The organism is Desemzia sp. FAM 23988, from assembly GCF_045528365.1.
In the GTDB taxonomy this organism is placed as follows: domain Bacteria; phylum Bacillota; class Bacilli; order Lactobacillales; family Carnobacteriaceae; genus Desemzia.
In genome coordinates this window covers 65478-87671 of the sequence record NZ_JBGQQS010000007.1, presented here as the reverse complement: position 1 = coordinate 87671, position 22194 = coordinate 65478, and the positions used below count along the sequence as shown (strand labels likewise).

The 22194-nt window shown below is 34.4% G+C and carries 18 protein-coding genes; 17 read left to right on the top strand and 1 reads right to left on the bottom strand.

Annotated features, from left to right (window positions below):
* Positions 1-54: 54 nt before the first annotated feature.
* Positions 55-1182 (bottom strand): Fic family protein, encoded by a 1128-nt coding sequence (locus ACEN4L_RS05820; RefSeq protein WP_407096247.1) that lies wholly within the window; start codon positions 1180-1182, stop codon positions 55-57.
* Between the two features lie 465 nt (positions 1183-1647).
* Between ACEN4L_RS05820 and glpK the strand changes: the two genes are divergently transcribed.
* From glpK to ACEN4L_RS05735, 17 genes are all read left to right on the top strand, one after another.
* Positions 1648-3147 (top strand): glycerol kinase GlpK, encoded by a 1500-nt coding sequence (gene glpK, locus ACEN4L_RS05815; protein ID WP_407096248.1) that lies wholly within the window; start codon positions 1648-1650, stop codon positions 3145-3147.
* Between the two features lie 282 nt (positions 3148-3429).
* The gene (gene glpO / locus ACEN4L_RS05810; RefSeq protein WP_407096249.1) at positions 3430-5259 is read left to right on the top strand and encodes a type 1 glycerol-3-phosphate oxidase; all 1830 of its coding nucleotides are present in this window, start codon (positions 3430-3432) and stop codon (positions 5257-5259) included.
* Positions 5260-5263: 4 nt separating this feature from the next.
* The gene (locus ACEN4L_RS05805; protein WP_407096250.1) at positions 5264-5980 is read left to right on the top strand and encodes an MIP/aquaporin family protein; all 717 of its coding nucleotides are present in this window, start codon (positions 5264-5266) and stop codon (positions 5978-5980) included.
* A 348-nt stretch (positions 5981-6328) separates the two neighbouring features.
* On the top strand, positions 6329-7069 hold the full coding sequence (locus tag ACEN4L_RS05800) for a YveK family protein (RefSeq protein WP_407096251.1): 741 nt from the start codon (positions 6329-6331) through the stop codon (positions 7067-7069).
* 14 nt (positions 7070-7083) lie between these two features.
* Positions 7084-7788, top strand: coding sequence for a CpsD/CapB family tyrosine-protein kinase (locus tag ACEN4L_RS05795; RefSeq protein WP_407096252.1), 705 nt, complete (start codon positions 7084-7086; stop codon positions 7786-7788).
* A gap of 137 nt (positions 7789-7925) precedes the next feature.
* A complete protein-coding gene (locus ACEN4L_RS05790; RefSeq protein WP_407096321.1) occupies positions 7926-9791 on the top strand; it encodes a polysaccharide biosynthesis protein in 1866 nt (621 codons plus the stop codon).
* Positions 9792-9875: 84 nt separating this feature from the next.
* Positions 9876-10499 carry a sugar transferase gene (locus ACEN4L_RS05785; RefSeq protein WP_407096253.1) on the top strand — a complete coding sequence of 208 codons (624 nt, stop codon included), beginning with the start codon at positions 9876-9878 and terminating at the stop codon, positions 10497-10499.
* On the top strand, positions 10492-11364 hold the full coding sequence (locus ACEN4L_RS05780) for an NAD-dependent epimerase/dehydratase family protein (RefSeq protein WP_407096254.1): 873 nt from the start codon (positions 10492-10494) through the stop codon (positions 11362-11364). Before ACEN4L_RS05785 ends, ACEN4L_RS05780 begins: the two co-directional genes overlap by 8 nt.
* A gap of 1 nt (position 11365) precedes the next feature.
* Positions 11366-12484, top strand: coding sequence for a glycosyltransferase family 4 protein (locus ACEN4L_RS05775; RefSeq protein WP_407096255.1), 1119 nt, complete (start codon positions 11366-11368; stop codon positions 12482-12484).
* Positions 12474-13385: an ATP-grasp fold amidoligase family protein gene (locus ACEN4L_RS05770; protein WP_407096256.1), complete on the top strand. Its 912-nt coding sequence runs from the start codon at positions 12474-12476 to the stop codon at positions 13383-13385. Before ACEN4L_RS05775 ends, ACEN4L_RS05770 begins: the two co-directional genes overlap by 11 nt.
* Positions 13385-14587 carry a glycosyltransferase gene (locus ACEN4L_RS05765; RefSeq protein WP_407096257.1) on the top strand — a complete coding sequence of 401 codons (1203 nt, stop codon included), beginning with the start codon at positions 13385-13387 and terminating at the stop codon, positions 14585-14587. The genes ACEN4L_RS05770 and ACEN4L_RS05765 overlap by 1 nt, the downstream gene beginning before the upstream one ends.
* A 362-nt stretch (positions 14588-14949) precedes the next feature.
* Entirely contained in the window at positions 14950-16029 is a 1080-nt protein-coding gene (locus tag ACEN4L_RS05760; RefSeq protein ID WP_407096258.1) for an EpsG family protein, read from the top strand.
* Positions 16030-16146: 117 nt separating this feature from the next.
* Entirely contained in the window at positions 16147-17448 is a 1302-nt protein-coding gene (locus tag ACEN4L_RS05755) for a glycosyltransferase family 4 protein (RefSeq protein ID WP_407096259.1), read from the top strand.
* Positions 17435-18481, top strand: a complete 1047-nt coding sequence (locus ACEN4L_RS05750) for a polysaccharide biosynthesis protein (protein WP_407096260.1) — start codon at positions 17435-17437, stop codon at positions 18479-18481. The genes ACEN4L_RS05755 and ACEN4L_RS05750 overlap by 14 nt, the downstream gene beginning before the upstream one ends.
* On the top strand, positions 18456-19565 hold the full coding sequence (locus ACEN4L_RS05745; protein ID WP_407096261.1) for a capsular polysaccharide biosynthesis protein CapF: 1110 nt from the start codon (positions 18456-18458) through the stop codon (positions 19563-19565). The genes ACEN4L_RS05750 and ACEN4L_RS05745 overlap by 26 nt, the downstream gene beginning before the upstream one ends.
* 2 nt (positions 19566-19567) lie before the next feature.
* Positions 19568-20695 carry a non-hydrolyzing UDP-N-acetylglucosamine 2-epimerase gene (wecB, locus tag ACEN4L_RS05740; protein WP_407096262.1) on the top strand — a complete coding sequence of 376 codons (1128 nt, stop codon included), beginning with the start codon at positions 19568-19570 and terminating at the stop codon, positions 20693-20695.
* A 352-nt stretch (positions 20696-21047) separates the two neighbouring features.
* Complete coding sequence (locus ACEN4L_RS05735; protein ID WP_407096263.1) at positions 21048-22181, top strand: glycosyltransferase family 4 protein; 1134 nt, start codon at positions 21048-21050, stop codon at positions 22179-22181.
* The last annotated feature ends 13 nt before the right edge of the window (positions 22182-22194 follow it).

Sequence of the window (22194 nt, the reverse complement as noted above, 5' to 3'; positions counted from 1 at the left end):
TTACCCACAGAAAATATAAAAAGGAGCTCAGGCTAAACTGGCTCCTATTTATATCTATAATAAATTAATTAAATCGTAGTTCACGTAGACTCTATTTTTGGTCTTTGATTTATCAAAATCGAGTAATTTTAAATCTGCAAGAGTGTTTAAACCTTTTCTAGCTGTAGCTACGCTGATGTTTAATTTAGTTGCTACTTCTTGAACAGTTACAAACGGCTGATTAAAAGTGCTAAACCAAATGTTATTAATGTGACCCTCTCTATTTATAGACTTTAATCCATGTGTCGCTAAATCGTTGATATTTTCTAACTTATTTAGCATATTATCTGACATTCTTTGACAAGCATCCAAAAAGAAATCAATCCATTCAAACCACTCTGGATCCTCTCCTCTTACGCCATTCAATTTGTTGTAATATCTAATTCTTTCTTTTTCCAATTCTTCACTGACAAAAAAAACGGGTTTTTCAATTAATCCATCTTGCATCGTACTTAAAACAATTAAGATTCTTCCCAATCTTCCATTTCCGTCTAAAAAAGGATGGATAGACTCGAATTGAGCATGTAATATAGCAGTTTTAATTAATGGATCTGTATTCTCATCTAACAAATGTTGGGTATTCTCATCAATCTCTTTATTAAATGAAGAATGAGTGGTCGAGTTTACATAGTACTCCCAGTTTGTCATATAATTCCCAATTAAGTTGGCATCAACAGGTATATATACTGCATCTTCTATCCGGTTTGTTGGACCAATAAAGTTTTGGATTTTTCTAAATTCTCCAGAGGAGGACGTGGTTCCACGCGTTTCATTCTCCATTAAAATTTTGTGTAACTCTAGTATTAATCTAGTAGAAATAGGATATCCATTATGGATGCGCTCTATCCCTATTGCTAAAGCTTTCTGGTAATTTTCCACTTCAGTAACTTCACTACTTTTATTTTTTTTAGTGGCTTCATCTATCATATCAGCAAAAGTAACTTGTGTTCCTTCTATTCTTGTAGACTGAACCGATTCTCTTAAAGAAAGAATTTGGATTAATTGATCATTTACAATTGAATGGTCAAGTTCGGAATTTAGTTTTCCAATGGATGTTTTTATTTGTGCTACTTTTTTATACAAGGATAAAGCTTGTTTGGTACTTACAACTGGAGGTAACAAATCAATTCCTTTTAAAACCATTTTGGTTGTCCCCTTTATGTCTAATTTAGTATATTATTACATTCTATTTGATAAAACTCAACATAAAAAAACATATAGATGTTAAAAATGCATCTATAAGAAACTTAAATAGTAATATTTAACTATATGATTTTAATTAGCTCTCCATGATTAAGTATCTCCTATAAAAATGAAGAAACCTATCGGTTTCACAAAAGTAATAGACGAGTAAAAAAAATGACATTCCAACTCCAGTAAAGTTGCAGAATACCAATTTTAAAACTCAAAATACAAGAGACCTTCATACTGCACCAAAAACCAGTATTTAAGCACCTATACCAAACCGGATCAATCTTGTAAGGGTATCCAAAAATGCCATTTTTTTAAACAATCGTCCAAAAACATGACATTTTTTTTGTTTGAAAACGTATTACAATTAGAACATCAAGTAGGAAACGTTTGCATACACAAGGAGGAACTATCAAAATGACTGAGAAAAAATATATTATGTCCATTGACCAAGGAACAACTAGCTCAAGAGCTATTATTTTTGACAAAAACGCTAATAACGTTGGAAGTTCACAAAAAGAGTTTACTCAGATTTTTCCTGAAAGCGGTTGGGTAGAACACAACCCGAACGAAATCTGGAACTCTGTACAATCCGTAATCGCAGGGGCATTTATTGAATCCGGTATCAAACCTGCTGAAATCGCTGCTATCGGAATTACTAACCAGCGTGAAACAACTATTATTTGGGACAAAAAAACAGGACGCCCAATCTACAACGCAGTAGTATGGCAATCACGCCAATCTGCACCAATTGCAGCTAAATTAGCAGAAGACGGACATGCTGACATGATCCATGCTAAAACAGGCTTGATCATTGACTCATACTTCTCTGCAACTAAAATTCGTTGGATCTTAGACCACGTTGAAGGCGCACAAGAACGCGCTGAAAACGGCGAATTGTTATTCGGTACTGTTGACACTTGGTTGACATGGAAATTAACTGGTGGAGAATCATTTGTAACGGATTACTCAAATGCTAGTCGTACGATGTTGTACAATATCCACGATTTAGAATGGGACCAAGAGATCTTAGATTTATTGAACATTCCACGCGCTATGATGCCAGAAGTGAAATCAAACTCTGAAATTTATGGACGCACAACGAACTACCACTTCTACGGAGCTTCTACTCCGATCGCAGGAATGGCAGGAGACCAACAAGCAGCATTATTTGGCCAAATGGCTTTCGAACCAGGTATGGTTAAAAACACTTACGGTACAGGTTCATTTATCGTGATGAATACTGGAGAAACTCCTCAATTATCAAACAACAACTTGTTAACAACAATTGGTTATGGAATCAACGGAAAAGTTTACTATGCATTAGAAGGTAGTATCTTTGTTGCAGGTTCGGCTATCCAATGGTTGCGTGATGGATTGAAGATGCTTGAAAGCTCATCAGACTCAGAAGCATTGGCAAAAGCATCAGACAACGAAAATGAAGTCTTTGTAGTACCAGCCTTTACTGGATTAGGTGCACCTTACTGGGATTCTGAAGCACGCGGAGCTGTTTTCGGATTGACTCGCGGAACCAGCAGAGAAGATTTCGTTAAAGCAACTTTACAAGCTATTGCTTACCAAGCACGCGACGTTATTGATACAATGAAGAAGGACGCAGAAATCGAAATTCCATTATTGAAAGTGGATGGCGGAGCAGCTAACAATGACTGGTTATTGCAATTTCAAGCAGATATCATCGGAACAAAAGTTCAACGCGCTCACAACCTAGAAACAACTGCATTAGGCGTTGCTTACATGGCAGGACTAGCTGTCGGATTCTGGGACAGCATCGATGAAATCAAAAACATGTACGAAGAAGGCGGCACATTCGAACCGCAAATGGCAGACGAAGAACGCGAAAAACTGTACGAAAACTGGAAACTAGCAGTGAAAGCAACACAAGTGTTTAAGCCATAGAGAGCAGAGAGTGGAACTAGGCGATTAGCTTACCGGATATAAGGCAATCTTCAACAGTTAGGTGTTTTTCCTAACAGTTGAAGATCGACTTATAGACGTGTAAGCTGCCTCGTGCAACTCGTTTAAGATCAGAGAGTGGAATGAACCGTTTAGACTCCCGTAGAGTTCACTTTTGCCTTTTAGGTGGTGCTCTTTACCACCAAAAAGGCAAAATGAAATCATAGGGAGTCTGGTTCATGCAACTCGTTTTAGAATCACCACATCAATAAAGGAGGAACAATCATGGTTTTTTCAATCGAAAGAAGAAAGCAAGACATCAAAGCACTACAAGAAGAAACGTTGGACGTCTTAATCATCGGCGGAGGGATTACAGGTGCTGGGACTGCATTGCAAGCCAGCGCTTCTGGACTTAAAACAGGTCTTGTGGAAATGCAAGATTTCGCAGAAGGAACCTCTTCTCGCTCGACTAAATTAGTTCACGGTGGATTGCGCTACTTGAAAAACTTCGACGTTGAAGTTGTAGCAGATACCGTTCAAGAACGTGCGGTCGTACAAGGAATTGCACCACACATTCCAAAAGCAGATCCAATGATTTTGCCAGTTTATGACGAACCAGGCTCAACTTTCTCTATGTTCTCTCTAAAAGTAGCTATGGATCTTTACGATCAATTAGCGAGCGTTACCGGAACAAAATATGCGAATTACACATTAACAAAAGACGAAGTTCTAGAACGCTTACCACAACTGAAAAGCGAAGGCTTATTAGGTGCTGGAGTTTACCTAGACTACCGTAACAACGATGCTCGTTTAGTGATCGAAAACATCAAACGTGCAGCTGAAGACGGTGGACACATGGTCAGCCGCATGAAAGTTATTGGTATCTTACATGACGAAAACAACAAAGTTTCTGGTGCAACAGTTGAGGATTTATTAACTGGCGAAACATTCGACATCAAAGCTCGCACAGTTCTAAATTCAACTGGTCCTTGGTCTGATACGATCCGTCAAATGGATGCTAAATTAGACGCTGTACCACAAATGCGCCCAACAAAAGGGGTTCACTTAGTTGTAGACCGCGAAAAATTACAAGTTCCACAACCAACTTACTTCGATACAGGTAAAAACGACGGCCGTATGGTGTTCGTGATTCCTCGTGAAGAAAAAACGTACTTTGGAACGACCGATACAGACTACAAGGGCGACTTTGCACACCCGACAGTAGAACAAGAAGACGTGGATTACCTATTGGAAGTTGTCAACAACCGCTACCCATCAGCAGATATCAAATTAGACGATATCGAATCAAGCTGGGCAGGATTACGTCCATTAATCTCTTCAAATGGCGGATCAGATTACAACGGCGGAAACAGCCAACCGATTTCAGATGAAAGCTTTGACAAAGTCATCTCTACTATAGAACAATTCCAAAAAGGCGAAGTTGACCGCTATACAGTAGAAGACGCTTTGAAAAATATCGAAACGGGTAACTCTGAATCAGAAGATAACCCTTCAGCGATTTCACGTGGAAGTGCGTTAGACATTGATGAAGACGGTTTGATCACAGTAGCTGGTGGTAAATTGACCGACTACCGTAAAATGGCCATCGGCGCGATGAAAGCTGTTATTGAAATCTTGAACAACACGTTCAACGAATCTTACGAATTGATCGACTCTTCTAACTACTCTGTATCAGGTGGAGAGATCAACCCGCAAGAAGTAGAAGAAGAAACCGGAAAATTAGCACAAATGGGTGTCGAAAAAGGTTTAAGCGAGTCAGAAGCTTTATATCTTGCTAACCTATACGGTTCAAATGCTCCTAAAGTTTTTGCTTTAATCGGTGAAGTAGAACAATTAGAAGGATTAACATTAGCTGACTCATTAAGCTTGCGTTATGCAATGAACGAAGAAATGGCTTTGACGCCAAATGACTTCTTAATCCGTCGTACAAACCACATGCTATTTATGCGCGACACATTAGATGGTATGATAGAACCAGTGATTGCAGAAATGGCTCGCTACTATGGCTGGACAGATGAAGCAAAAGCTGATTACACTACAAAATTAAACACTGCAATTGCAGAGTCTGATTTAAAAAACTTAAAGGAGATGTAAAGTAATGAGTGGAGATACACTACAGATTTTTAGTGAGTTCCTCGGAACAATGATCTTAGTTTTACTCGGTGACGGAGTATGCGCGGCCGTCAACTTGAAAAAAAGTAAAGCTGAGGCAGCAGGATGGGTTGCTATTGCTCTTGGATGGGGAGCAGCCGTAACAATCGCTGTTTACGTTTCAGGAACTATGGGACCAGCTCACTTAAACCCAGCTGTAACAGTTGGTATGGCAATTATTGGTAATTTAGATTGGGCATTGGTTGTGCCGTTTATTTTAGCACAATTAGTGGGAGCTTTCGTAGGAGCAGCTTTAGTTTGGTTAAGCTACTTACCGCATTTCAAAGAAACAGAAGATCAAGGTTACATTCTTGGAACTTTTGCAACAGGTCCAGCTATCCGTAACAACGTCAGCAACGTCTTGACAGAAACGATCGGTACATTCGTATTGGTATTCGGTATCATGATGTTCGGACAAAACACTTTTGCTGATGGTTTAAACCCATTAGTAGTTGGAGTATTAATCCTTTCAATTGGTCTATCTCTAGGTGGGTCAACAGGATACGCTATCAACCCTGCACGTGACTTAGGTCCGCGTATTGCACATCAATTGTTGCCAATCGCGAACAAAGGTAAATCTGAATGGGATTACTCATGGATTCCAGTAGTAGGACCAATCTTAGGAGCAGTTGTTGCTGCTTTACTATATATGGTTATTCTATAGAAGAAATATAGCAATTAGATGAACTAAAACGAACCACATACTTGAGCATAATCAGTGCGCAAGTATGTGGTTCTTTTGTATTTTTATATACTATTTTGTGTATTTTCAGCATGCAATATACTGAAAATTGAGTAATATTCAAAATGTTTTTAAAATAACGTATATTCTAGTTGATATAAGAATAATCTTCTGGGATAATCTGCCTATGTAAAAAGCTGTAATTTTAACATTTTGTACATAAAGTAGGAGGAAAAATGTGTTATAGTGATAAAGAATGTTATTAAAATTGGTATAGAAAATTGATAATGTTTAATTATACTTTGGCTAATCGCCGTTCAGGAGGAAATCATGGAAGAAGAAATTAGTTTAGTTGAGCTGTTTGATGTTATAAAAAAACGAATGAGCATGATTGTGAGCTTAGGTCTAATCGGGTTGATCATTGCTTCAGTATTCACTTTTTTTATTGTCACACCACAGTACAGTGCGACTACGCAAATATTGGTTAATCGTACCACTGAATCTGCAGAAGGCATTCAGTTAAACGACATTAATACTAATGTTCAAATGATTAATACATATAAAGATATTATCAAAGGACCGGTTATCTTAGACGAAGTTAGTCAAAATTTAAAGACTAACTTAACTACAGGTGAACTAGCAGAGAAAATCCAAATTATAACACAAGATAATTCACAAGTTTTTTCATTAACAGTAACAGATGAAAGTCCTTATGATGCGGCTGAAATTGCCAATTCTGTGGCGAGTACTTTCCAAAACGAAATTGGAAATATTATGAACGTAGATAATGTAACTATTATTTCTGAAGCAATTGCTAATACAAGTCCTGTTTCACCAAACACTCCTTTAAACTTGGTCATTGGACTCTTATTGGGATCAATGGTTGGAGTCGGCTTAGCATTTGTCTTTGAATTTTTAGACAAAACTGTTAAAGATGAAAAATTCATCTCGGAACAACTGGGATGGACAAATCTTGGGAAAATTTCTGAAATGTCTGAAGACGAGTTGAAATCAGAACAACAAATACCACAGCGCAATACAGAAACGCGCAGTGCAAGAAGCCGTGTATAGAAGGAGGATATGAAATGTTTGGGATGAAAAAGAAACCACAAGCAACAAAAGAACGTCCAGGTTTAGTTGTTTCGAGTAAACCTAATTCAGTTGTCTCTGAACAATTCCGTACTATTAGGACAAATATCCAGTTTTCAATGGTAGATGAAAACTTGAAAAGCTTAGTCATTACTTCAGCAGGTCCGGGATCCGGGAAATCAATTATATCTGCTAATTTAGCCGCAACATTTGCTTCAGAAGACAAAAGAGTTCTCTTAGTAGACGCTGACTTGCGTAAGCCGACTGAACATAAAACATTCCGTGTCCGCAACAATGATGGACTAACTACCTTATTAACAGACCGTGGGACAAGAATTGAAGATATGGTTTATCGCACTAACATTGAAGGTTTATATACCTTAACAAGTGGAGCTATACCGCCAAATCCGGCTGAACTCTTAGGCTCTAAGCGAATGGACGAGTTAATGAAGGAATTGGAAGAAGAATTTGACTTTGTTGTTTATGATATGCCTCCGGTTCTTGCAGTAACAGATGCACAAGTGATGGCGAGTAAAGCAGACGGTACCATTTTTGTATTACCAAAAGGGCAAGCCACCAAAGAAGAAGTCCTTAAATCAAAAGAGTTATTAGAAATGGTGAATGCCAATGTTTTAGGAGCTATTTTCAACAGAGTAGAAAAAGCAAGTGATAGCTATTATTACTATTACGGAGAAGAATAGATAGCAACTATCATACAGGAGGCAAAAAATGAATCCACATTACCTTTTTAGCAGGTGATTAAAAATTGCAGATTCATTTTTTGTTTTATATTCAGTATGAAATACGGAGGAGGAGAGATTAAGTGATAAATCGCAAAATGAAGCGGAGAGTACTGCTAACGTTTGATACATTTGCTATCTTGGCTTCTAGTATTCTTTCTTACATATTTTTAGAACCTTATATTTCGTTATTAACAAGAGATTTTTGGATTGCCCTCGGTCTAAGTTGGGTGTTTTACTTGTTCTTTGCCTTGCGTTTCCAATTGTTTTATAAAATTAATCGATACACGAGTATCCGAGAAACTTTTAATCATATGTTAGCAGTAACGTTAGCGTTTTTTGCAGCTTCCTTGTTATCAGTTCCGTTCGTAGAATCCATTAGTCTTCGCTTCATGTTATTGACATACCTATTTTCTGTAGCACTTATTCCAGGAAGTCGGATTATTTGGCGGATTTATAACGAACATCAACAAAAATTAAAAGAACTATCTGTTCATGGCGAAGTTACTCAAAAAGTGCGGACTTTGATTGTAGGAGCAGGACAAGGTGGCAGTTTGTTTATCAAAAGTCTTCAACGACATGACTTTGAAGTGGAACTGATTGGGTTAATAGATGATGATTCAGCTAAAGAGCGCATGACGTTATACGGTGTGCCGGTTATTGGAAAAGTAGAAGATATTCCAGAATTGGTCAAACTTCATGAAATCGAACAAATTACTGTAGCAATACCTTCTTTATCACCTCAAGAATTGAATGATATTGTAGAGGTATGTGCTCAAACAAACGCTAAAGTGAATCAAATGCCTTCAGTAGAAGAAGTCGTTTTAGGCAAGTATGAAGTCAACAAGTTTAAAGAGATTGATGTGGTTGATTTACTTGGCCGTGAAGAAGTGCAATTGGATATGGAAACCATTGCTGAAAAACTATCTGGTCAAACGGTTCTCGTGAGTGGAGCGGGTGGGTCGATTGGGTCAGAGATTTGTCGGCAAATTATCCGCTTCTCACCAAAACGCATTTTGTTGTTAGGGCACGGAGAAAATTCCATCTACTTGATTAATAAGGAATTAACAAACTTACATACCAATACAGAAATTGTCCCTATTATAGCAGATATCCAAGACCGAGAACGGATCTTCAAAGTCATGGAACAATACAAACCAGACCGCGTTTACCATGCGGCGGCACATAAACATGTCCCGTTAATGGAATACAATCCGACTGAAGCTGTAAAAAATAACATTTATGGAACGAAAAATATGGCGGAAGCCGCAAAAGCTGCAAGTGTGCAGAGTTTTGTGATGGTTTCTACTGATAAAGCAGTTAACCCACCGAACGTTATGGGGTCAACTAAACGGATTGCTGAAATGATTGTGACTGGATTGAACGAAGAAGGAAAAACGAACTTTGTAGCTGTTCGCTTCGGTAACGTCTTAGGCAGTCGAGGAAGTGTCATCCCATTATTTAAAGAACAGATTCAAAACGGAGGTCCTGTGACCGTCACCGATTTTCGAATGACGCGTTACTTTATGACGATTCCAGAAGCTAGCCGCTTAGTACTCCAAGCAGGAGCATTGGCACATGGTGGAGAAATCTTTGTTTTAGATATGGCTGAACCCGTTAAAATTGTTGATTTAGCTAAAAAAATGATCAAACTTAGCGGCTACACAGAAAAAGAGATACCTATTGTAGAAGCAGGTATTCGCCCAGGAGAGAAGTTGTATGAGGAGCTACTTGCAGGCAGTGAACATACAAATCAAAAAGTGTACGATAAAATTTTTGTAGGTAAAGTTAATAACTTGCCGCTGCCGAATGTTATGCATTTTGTTCATAGTTTAGAACATTCCGATGATGCACAACTGAAAGAAAAGCTCGTTGATTTTGCAAATGGGCGCTACTCATTGGAAAAAGAAAGTACCGTAAAAGATTTGGAAACATCTTATCAAGAAGAAGCAGTATTTGTCTGACAGTTTAATAGAAAGCTTTAGTCTAGCAAAGAAAAGGACTGAGACTTTTTATGCTGTACGAGGATTAAAGGAGGAGACAATAGAGTGAAGTATAAAAAAGTGAAACGAGTGTTAGATATTCTATTATCTGTTTTAGGACTTATGGTATTGTCCCCTATTATTCTGTTGTTAATTATCGCCATAAAACTCGATTCTAAAGGACCAATTTTATTCAAACAAAAAAGAGTTGGTTTACATAAGAAACACTTTTATATCTTGAAATTCCGTACGATGCGAATAGATACGCCAAAAGACACCCCGACTCATCTTTTAGAAAATCCAAACCAGTGGATTACTCGAGTAGGGAAATTTCTTCGGAAAACTTCATTGGACGAACTTCCTCAAATTCTAAATATCATCAGAGGCGATATGAGCATTATTGGTCCTCGTCCTGCTTTATGGAATCAATATGATTTAATCGCAGAAAGAGATAAGTATAATGCTAATGATATTTATCCAGGACTGACAGGATGGGCACAAATTAATGGCAGAGATGAACTATCCATTGAGAAGAAGGCTTCATTGGATGGAGACTATTTACAACAAATGAGCTTTTTCTTTGATGTAAAGTGTTTTGTAGGCACTATTATTAGTGTAGTAAAAAATGACGGTGTTGTAGAAGGCGGTACAGGGACATTAAGCAACCAAGAGGTGTTTGAACATGAGTAAAAGAATACTGATTACTGGTAAAAATAGTTATGTGGGCAATCAGTTAGCAGAGTGGCTAAATAAAAAACCTCAAGAATACACGGTAGTGAAAAAATCTGTACGTGACGATAAATGGAAAGAAATTGATTTTTCGAATTTTGATGTGGTAGTTCACGTGGCAGGCATCGCGCATCAAGATACTAAGAAGGATCAAGAAGACCTGTATTATAAAGTAAATACCGATTTAACAATTGATATTGCTATGAAAGCGAAGGTCGAAGGCGTAAAACAATTCATTTTTATGAGTAGCATGATTGTCTATGGAGCAAGTAGTAGAATTGGAGAACCTAAGGTTATCACAAAAGAAACTATACCAGAGCCGGTTAATTTTTATGGGAATAGTAAACTTTTAGCTGAAAAAGGAATTCAATCATTACAATCCGATAGTTTTAACGTTGTAATTGTACGCCCGCCAATGATTTACGGAAAGGGTTCTAAAGGAAATTATCTAAAATTAGCGAAATTAGCACAAATCTTACCTGTATTTCCTGATATTGAAAATACTCGTAGTATGTTATACATAGATAATCTCTGTGAATTAATAAAGTTGATAATTAATTATAAGGAATCCGGGATTTTTTTCCCGCAAAATAATAAATATGTTAAGACAAGTGAGATGGTAAAAGTAATTAGTAATGTGCATGGGAAAAAAATGAAATTAACAACAATATTTAATAAGCCACTTCAATTAATGGCTAAGAAAATAAACCTTATTAATAAAGTATTTGGTAATTTATCGTACGACTCTTCTTTAAGCAGTTATCATGTGGATTACAGAATGAGTGGTTTTGAGGAATCAATAAAGCTCACCGAAAGGAGAAATTGAATTGTCAAAAAAGAAAGTTCTTATTCTGGTTAACCATGACGTTGTAATTTATAACTTTAGAAGAGAATTAGTAGAACGGTTGATTCAAGAGGGATACGATGTAGTGATTTCCTCACCATATGGCGAAAGAATTGATGATTTAATTGAAATGGGATGCAAATACTCAGAAGTGTCTATTGATCGTCATGGAACAAACATTTTAAAAGAAATAAAGTTACTTAGTTACTATCTGAAAACGATGAAAACTATTAAACCAGATGTTGTTTTAACATATACAATAAAACCGAATATTTATGGAGGCTTAGCAGCAGAAATATTAAATATCCCTTATATTGCTAATATAACAGGGCTAGGTACTGCAGTAGAAATTGATGGATTCATGCAAAAAATTTCTATTATGCTCTATAAGTTGGCCTTTAAAAAAGTAAACAAAGTTTTCTTTCAAAATACGGAAAATATGCAATTTTTTATAAATAATGAAATAGCTTTAGAAAAGCATAAGCTACTCCCAGGATCTGGAGTTAATTTAGAACAATTCTCTGTTTTGGATTATCCAGAAAACGAAACTATTGAGTTTGTATTTATTTCTCGTATTATGAAAGAAAAGGGTATCGAACAATACATAGATGCAGCAAAGTATATTCGGAAAAAATATCCTTTTACTAGGTTTCACATATGTGGTTTTTGTGAAGAAAATTATGAAAAGACTCTTAAAGACTTAGAAGAGCAGCATATACTTAAATACCATGGGATGTTAAGAGATGTAAAAAAAATACTCCGGAAAATTCATTGTACTGTTCATCCTACTTATTACCCAGAAGGTATTTCAAATGTCCTTTTAGAGAGCTCAGCTTGTGGTAGACCATTAATTACTACAAATAGGAGTGGGTGTAGAGAAGTTGTAGATGAAGGAATAAATGGTTTTTTAGTTGAACAAAAGAATAGTCTAGATTTAATTGATAAAATGGAAACATTTATAAAATTGGAGCATAAAGAGAAGAGAAGAATGGGATTAGCTAGTAGGAAAAAAGTGGAAAATGAATTTGACAGAACTATTGTGGTTGAAGCTTATATTAAAGAAATTGAAATAATTTGGAGTGAAGAAACTTATGAATTATAAGAAAATTATACCAAATAAAAATTTAAGACTTAAAATACTTGAATTAACGAACTTTATTCCAGATGAGATGATGATTAAACTTCAGTATAGAATTAAAACTGGTAGGAGCCTCAATCTAGAAACTCCTGAGAGATATACCGAAAAACTACAATGGTATAAACTTCATTATAGAGATTCACTCATGACTATATGCTCCGATAAATTTCGAGTACGAGAGTATGTTAAAGATAAAGGATTAGAAAGTATACTAAACCCTTTATATGCTACATATACTAATGTGAATGAAATTGATTACGCAAGCTTACCAATGTCGTTTGCAATAAAACATACAAATGGATCAGGAGCGAATATTTTTGTGAATGATAAGGAGAAAATAAATTTCGATGCATTGAAAGACCGGTTGTCTTCTTGGATGAAAAGAAAAGTTGTGAATTACGGTAGAGAATGGTCATATTATGAAGTGGAATCGAGAATTGTTGTTGAAAAGTTATTAGAACGCGACGAAAATAATGATCTTCCTGATTATAAATTTTTTTGTTTTGATGGAAAAGTAAAATATTTGTACACAATGATTGATTATGTAGACGATCACAGTCAAGGGAAATGTAGTTTTTTTACTCCTGATTTTGAAAAATTACATTATAGAAGATCAGAATATGCTCCAATTGATAGACAGATAAAAAAGCCAAAAAACTTTGATAAGATGATAAAGATAGCGGAACGATTATCTGAAGATTTTCCGCATGTAAGGGTGGACTTATATAATATTAAAGGTGAGATAGTTTTTGGAGAATTGACTTTTTATAACGCCGGTGGATATTCAGTCTTTAGTCCAGATGAATTTGATTTCATAATGGGGAAAGAATTTAAATTACCTCTTAATCAAATGGAGAAATCATAATGAAAAAAATACTATACATCGGTAACTTTTCTTTTCCAGTGGGAAACGCAGCAGGAAAAAGAGTATATGCTAATGGAAAAATTTTAAAAAAATTAGGGTATGAAGTCATTTTTATTGGTACAGACTATGATATACAAGCAATAACCAAACTTCAAGATACTAAAGAAGAATATGATGGATTTGAATTTTACAATTTCCCTTATCCTACAAAAAGTATTTCGTGGATAAATTATAATAAAACATATAAGTTATTAGTTAATTTTATTGAAGAAGAAATAGGTATCAGTAACATTGAAATGATTATATATTATGGTAGTCCTACATTATCACTGTTTATTAATAAATTAATTAAATTGAGCAGAAAGAATAATATAAAAGTTGTTTCAGATTGTGTCGACTGGCTTACCGTGAGAACTAACAACCCAGTATTCAATTTTGTTAAATGGCTAGATACTACATACCAAAAGACGTGCTTAAACAAAAGAGTAGACGGAGTAATAGCTATTAGTAAGTTTTTAGAGGGGTACTATAGCAAGACTGGGCTGAAAACGGTCGTTATCCCTCCGTTGTCCCCGCAGGATTGCAAAGAAGTAGTAGCAAACAATAAGGAATATAAAGTAATTGTATACGCTGGTATCCCCTTCAGAACTGGTCAAATAATTAAAGACCTAAGTACTTTAAAAGACAGAATTGATAAAACAATTATTTTGCTTTATGAAGCAAAGAAACGAGGAGCATACTTTAAATTCAATATTTACGGTTTTACAAAAGCAGAATACTTAAAATCCATACCTTCTCAAAAAAAATATGTGGTAGGTTTAGAAGATAGCATAGTATTCCATGGAATGAAATCAAATAAAGAAGTGACAAAAGAAATTTCTAGAGCAGATTTTACTATTTTGATTAGAGATGTAACTCGTGACACAACAGCGGGATTTCCAACTAAAGTTTCTGAGAGTATTAGTTGTGGTACTCCTGTAATAGTTACAAGGACTAGTGATTTAGAAAATTATATCGTTGATGGAAAGAATGGAATATTGATTGATGTGGAAAATTGCAATCAAGCAATTGATGAAATAACGCAAGTGCTTTTAAAAAACAAAATAGATGTCTTCAATATGAAGCAGGAATGTATTAATTCAGGAACGTTTTCTTATGAAAAATATATTTATAGACTAAAAGAATTTGTTTTTAGTTTATAAAATGAATGGCTAAAAAAACGAGTTTTTTTCAATTAAATACTAAGAATCTCTGTAACAAAAAACTAAGTAGAGAAACGGTGGTACACAGAAATAGAAAACTGTAGCAAATCCACCTCTAAATAAATCATCTTATCCTTATATGTTTAATGCTATTTAGGTTACGAGAAACAGATATTGAGATTTTCCAAGGGACAAAAAGACATAAAAATACTTTACCAATCAGATAAAAACGTTTATGAGATTAATAGATTTAGAGAATATAGATAGTAAAAAAGGATAAAACATTTACAGTACCGTGCTTTGATATTAGTATGGTAAAGTTTATAAAAAATTACAGATGAAAAAAGCAGGAGTTATAGTTTATGGAAGTTTATTTGTTATTAGTATTTCTATGGTCAGTAGGCTATTTTACAATAAAAGCCCTTGATAATCGATTTGTAAACATAAATGGAAAAATGATTTATTCAATATTTGCTGGTATACTAATGTTTTTAGTAATAGGATTTAGAGATAAATCTATTGGAGCAGATACTGAACAATACTTATATCTTTATGAGTTAAGAGGAAATTATGATTGGCATACTATTTTTAAAATAGATGAATGGTTGTTTTCGGCTCTTATGAAGGCATTGTCTAGCGTTGGTATAGGAGAGCAAGGCTTTTTATTAATTATGTCATTGATAATTTGCGTTATTTTTTCTGTGTTTTATTATAAGTATTCAAAAAATGTGTTTTTAAGTTTTTATTTGCACTTAACTATAGGTTTGTTTGCTATGTCAATGTCAGGAATAAGACAGGTGTTTGCTATTTGCATAGTAATCATAGCCTTTATCTTTATGATGAAGAATAAACCAATTAGCTATATTATAACTATCATATTAGCAGTGCAAATCCATACTTCTGCGATAGTTTTTTTGCCCATGTATTTTATAAAATACGTAAAATTTAATAAGAAGTCAGGATGGATTTTATTATCTATTACCACATTAACCTTGGTTTTAAGAAAACCATTAATTCCAGTAATAGAATTTTTACTGCCTGAAAGGTATGAGAAGTACGGAGCATTTTCTAATAATCAACTAGTCAATCCTCTATTAATAGTAATCGCTTTAGCTATTCCTTTCACCGTACTAATTCTCATAGGCAATCTAAATAGAAAGCAGGAAATAGAGCAAAAAAACTTTTCGATATTTTTCACCCTTTCCTGTATTAATGCGATCATAAACATACTTTCTCTTAATTCTAATATGATTGGTAGAGTATCTTTTTATTTTGTTATTTTTAATATGGTCTTAATTCCAAATGTTATTGATAATTTAAAAGATCCATTATTAAAATTGGTTGCTACTTATTTTTGTATACTATTTCCTGCGATACAATTTTTAATGGCAACCCCAGGAGGAACTATGAAAATTGATAATTTCAAGTTTTTTTGGCAATAAAAATTCGATATTTACGAGAAAAATGATAAAAGACATAATTTCTGAAATTAAAAAGTAAAATATTTCAAGCTTGTTTACTTCAAGTATTAATTATTTATTAAGGTGATGATATAAATTATGAAAGTATTGTGGGTCGTAAACCATCATATGGCTGAACTTGCAAATGAAATAGGCTTGAAACCTCCGGTAAGTGGCTCGTGGTTGGTTGAAATGTCTGCTTCATTATCAAGCATAGAAAATATCGAATTAAATATAGTATGCCCTACGAAAAAAAAAGATAAAAAAAGATACATTAAAGGAATAAATTATTATCAATTAGAAATGTCCAATTACGATAGATATAAAGCACCGTCAAAAAAAATGATGGAGCAAACATCTAGTTTAATTGAAGAATTAAATCCGGACATAATTCATCTACAAGGTAGTGAATTTGCATATAATCTTGCATTCTTAAAACAAAAAAAAGTCCCAGTTGTTATTTCAATTCAAGGCTTAATTTCTGAAATTGTAAAAAATGATAATGATTGGGGAGGAATTAATTATAAAGGTTTAGCAAATTATTTTAGTCTAAACAATTTGATGATTTATTTGCCTCTAAGATTGAAAAAATTTAGGAATAAGTTAAGAGCAAATGCTGAAATAAAACAATTACAACAATGTAATTATAGGATTGGACGAACTAATTGGGATAAAATCCATAGCTATTTTTATAATCCTCAAGGCCAATATTATTATTTACAGGAAACAATAAGAAAATCTTTCCTTTACCAAAAATGGGAAATAGAAGAAGCAAGCAAGTTTACAGTTTTTTGTGCTGGAGGGTATAGTTCCCCTTTAAAAGGAGCACATAAGACTTTTGAAGCCATTGCATTATTGAAAAAGGAATTTCCAAAAATTCAAGTTCGAGTCGTTGGAAGAGATCCCAGAGAATTAAAATATAACTATGGATATACTAAATATATAGTTAATTGTATAAAAAAGTTAAAATTGGATGACAATATTGTTTTTACCGGAATATTAAGTGATAGTCAAATGGCCGAAGAGTTTTCCAAAGCTCATGTTTATGTAATAGGTTCAAGTATAGAAAATAGTTCTAACACGATGGGAGAAGCCATGTGTGTAGGTACACCCGGGGTAATCGCTAATGTCGGTGGGTTACCTAGTTTGGCTGATGATGAAAAAGAAGTCTTATTTTATCGGTTTGGAGATGTCGAGCAAATGGCTTGGCAAATAAGAAGGATATTTAGAAACGTAAGTCTTGCTTCAAAGCTAAGTAAAAATTCTAAAAAAAGAGCAGAAGCACAATATTCAAATAAAAATATTACAACAAAATTAATAGGTATATATAACGATGTTATTGAAAGCTCAAAAAAAAATAAAATATCTGATAAGAAAGGAAATGAAGATGTTAAAAGATAAAATTCTACTAATAACTGGAGGTACTGGATCCTTTGGAAATGCTGTCATGGAAAGATTTCTTGATACTGATATAAAAGAGATTCGGATTTTTTCACGTGACGAAAAAAAACAAAATGATATGAGAACACTTTACAAAAATGACAAGATTAAATTTTACATAGGAGATGTAAGAGATATTGCAAGCGTGAAAAATGCGATGTACGGTGTGGATTATGTTTTTCATGCGGCAGCTCTTAAACAAGTTCCTTCATGCGAATTTTTCCCTCTTGAAGCAGTAAAGACAAATATACTCGGTACGGATAACGTATTAACTGCAGCTATCGAAACTGGTGTAAAGAAAGTGATTTGTCTTTCCACTGATAAAGCCGCATACCCTATTAATGCAATGGGTATTTCAAAAGCAATGATGGAAAAAGTGTTTGTAGCGAAAGCGAAAGCAGTTGACCCAGAACGTACTCTCATTTGTGGAACACGATATGGGAATGTTATGGCTTCCCGTGGTTCTGTTATTCCTTTATTCATCGAACAAATTAAAAGTGGCGAACCGATTACGGTTACGGATCCTGGAATGACTCGTTTCTTGATGAGTTTAGAAGAAGCAGTTGAACTTGTCGTTTTTGCTTTTCAAAATGCAAAGGCAGGGGACATTATGGTACAGAAAGCTCCGGCTTCAACCATTGGAGACCTAGCTCAAGCAGTAAAAGAATTATTTAAAGCAGAAAACGACATTAGGGTTATTGGAACTCGTCATGGTGAAAAGCTGTATGAAACTTTGATGACTAAAGAAGAATACCATGTAGCTACTGACAGAGGCGACTTCTATCAAGTACCAGCGGATAAAAGAGATTTGAACTACGACAAGTATTTCGAAGAAGGCAGCCACGCATTATCCGTTGAAGAAGAATACCATTCGCATAATACTGAACGTTTGAATATTGAACAAATAAAAGAGAAATTATTAGAACTAAGTTATGTCAGAGAAGAATTGGAAGGCTGGTTGGGTAAAAATGAAGATCTTAGTCACTGGAGCTGAAGGGTTCATAGCAAAGAACTTAATAGCTGAGTTAAAAAACAAAGGCTACGAAACTATTTTTGAATACCATCAAAATACGGAACCAGAATTATTAGATCAGTATTCCAAAGAAGCTGAGTTTGTTTTTCATCTTGCAGGAGTGAATCGTCCGAAAGACCAATCTGAATTCATGGAAGGAAACTTTGGCTTCACTTCTACTCTGTTGGAAACTCTGAAGAAACACAACAATACAAGTCCGGTAATGATTTCTTCCTCCATTCAAGCGGAGATGGATAATCCATACGGAAAAAGCAAAAAAGCAGGAGAAGATCTCCTCTTCAAATACGAAAAAGAAACTGGCGCAAAAGTATTAGTATATAGATTTCCAAATGTGTTTGGAAAATGGTGCAGACCGAATTACAACAGTGCTATCGCTACTTTTTGTCATAACATTGCTCGTGACCTGCCTATAACGGTAAACGACTCTAATGTATTGATGACACTCGTTTACATTGATGATGTGGTGAATGAATTGAGTGATGCATTAGAAGGACAAGAAAACCGAACAAGAGATTATTGCGAAGTGCCTGTCCAACACAAACTTTCTTTAGGAGAGATAGCTGACTTAATCTATTCGTTTAAGGAAAGCAGACAGAACCGTTCTATTCCTGATATGTCAGATGCATTGACAAAGAAACTCTACAGTACTTATTTAAGCTATCTTCCAGAAGATGACTTTAGCTATGACCTCAAAATGAATGTAGACAATAGAGGTTCTTTTACAGAATTTTTGAAGACATCGAATAGAGGTCAAGTATCCGTAAATATATCAAAACCAGGAATTGTCAAAGGAAATCACTGGCACCATACGAAAAACGAAAAGTTTCTTGTGGTAAGCGGAGAAGGTATGATTCGCTTTAGAAAAATCAATTCAGATGAAGTAATTGAATATAAAGTAAGTGGAAAAACACTAGAAGTAGTGGATATCCCGGTTGGATATACTCATAATATTGAAAATGTCGGTGAGACTGATATGGTGACCGTTATGTGGGCAAACGAGTCGTTTGACCCAAATAATCCGGATACTTACTACGTGGAGGTATAATTGTGAAAAAGTTAAAAGTTATGACAGTGGTGGGAACACGCCCAGAAATCATTCGCTTGTCTGCGGTAATTAATAAATTAGAAGAATCAGAAGCTATCGATCATATACTAGTACATACGGGCCAAAATTATGACTATGAACTAAATGAAGTATTCTTCAAAGACTTCAATCTAAGAAAGCCTGATTATTTCTTAAATGCTGCAACAGGAACGGCAATTGAAACTGTAGGAAATATTTTAATTAAGATTGATCCTATTTTAGAAGAAGTACAACCAGATGCTTTCTTAGTGCTAGGGGATACGAATAGTTGTTTATGTGCGATTGCGGCTAAAAGAAGACAAATTCCGATTTTTCATATGGAAGCAGGGAACCGTTGTTTCGATCAACGCGTACCTGAAGAAACAAACCGTAAAGTTGTGGACCACGTAGCTGATATTAATTTAACATATAGCAGTATTGCTCGTGAGTATTTACTAGCAGAAGGTTTACCTGCAGACAGAATTATTAAAACAGGAAGTCCAATGTTTGAAGTATTAGAATCACGTAAGGCAGATATTAAAAATTCAGATATTTTAGAGCGCCTTGATCTTGAAGAAGATAAATACTTTGTGGTATCAGCACACCGTGAAGAAAATATCAATTCTGAAAAGAATTTTAATGGATTAGTGGAAAGCTTAAATGCAATTGCAGAGAAATATGAACTGCCAATCATCGTAAGCACTCATCCGCGCACAAGAAAAAAGATTGAGGAAAAAGGCATTACCTTTGATGAAAATATTCGATTAATGAAACCTATGGGCTTTAATGACTATAATCATTTACAAGTACGCGCTAAAGCCGTTTTAAGTGATAGTGGGACTATAAGTGAGGAATCTTCTATATTAGGGTTTAAAGCATTGAACATTCGTGAAGCACATGAAAGACCTGAGGCAATGGAAGAAGCTTCAGTCATGATGATAGGTCTTACAAGAGAATCAATACTTCAAGGTTTAACAATTTTAGAAACACAGGAGAATGATAAATTAAGGTTGGTTGCTGATTATAGTATTCCAAATGTGTCTGACAAGATATTAAGAATTATCTTATCGTATACACACTATATAAATAGAAACGTTTGGAGAAAAAATTAGATAATGTAAGCGGGAAGTACATTCGGGTAAATTTTAATACTAGTTATAGAAATTACAATGTATTCAAGAAAGTATTTATTAAGAGTATTATTTTGCAAAGGAAAAGTAATTCCAAAAAAGTTTGTGAGTTTTTTTGATTTCGAGTAATGTTCAGATGGAAAGAAAAACTTACTGAAATTTTAGTAAGGATTAATATTAATTTATTGTTAATGATTGTAATAGAAAAATAATCGAAAAGTAAAAAGTAAAAGAATATTCTCATAAGATATGATAGTAAAACAGAAAATTTTAATTTAAAATTACTATAAAATAGGAATCATATGAATCGATAGTAAAGAATGGGTGAAAATAGTTGAAAAAAAAGTACCTTTTTATAAGCAACATGGCTTCACCGTATCAAGTTAAGTTTTGCTATTCACTTCAAAAATATTTTGATGCGGAGTTTTGGTTTTATGAGCAGGTTAATGAGACGAGACCAAAGTGGTGGAAAATTCCGTTAGGAAAAAAATGCAAAGTTATGAAAGCATCAGGTCAGCTGCCTAAAATAGGGTATTTTTCATTTGGTTTGTTTATAGACTTGTTTAGATTTAAACCAGATATCGTTATACTAGGTGGCTTTTTGCAATGGAATGTTCTGGTTTTTAATTTATTAAAAATATTAGGAATAAAAGTTGCAATAATGAGTGAACCTTTGAGATACGTAACGCATGACGATGAAAAGTCCACTGAATTAATCAGTAAGAAAAATTCACCAAGAAACATAAAATTGATAAAGAAGTTATTTAATAAAGCAGATCTTTACATCGGAATGGGAGCAATAGCGAAAAAACAGCTTATTGAAGAATTTGAATTTCCAGAAGATAAAGTAGTTAATTTGAGTTATCCACAAGATATTGAAGATTACTATAGTCATCCTTTAAGGGAGAAAAAAAAAGGAGATACTATAACCTTATTGTTTGCAAATCGACTTGTTGAAAGATATCAGCCATTAATGGCTTTAGAAGTATTTAGAAATATTTCTAAAAAGTATCCTCATGTAAAAATGTTAATGAATGCAGAAGGGGCTTTAAAAAAAGAATGTATTAAATTTATTGAAAAAAATAATCTTGAGAATGTAGAATTTTTAGATAAAATTGATTCTTGGAATAAAATGCCTCTAATTTATAAAAAATCTGATATTCTCATATTACCCTGTGTTTATTCTAACGGGAATGGGACTATAATCGAAGCTAGGGCTTCAGGTATGGGTTTAGTTTTAAGTAATCAGATTAATAACATTCAAAGACATTCTAAACATGAAGAAAACTGTTTTATTTGTGAATTGAATGTAGATGATTTTGTAAATGCTGTATCTATGTATATCGAGAATGTAGAACTGTTAAAAAAACATGGGATTTTGAGTAGAAAACTTGTGGAGTATAGAAGGAATGATAATACTGCACAAGAATACTTTGAAACATTTAAAGAATATGGCCTTGTTGATTAAAAAGTAGAAGGTG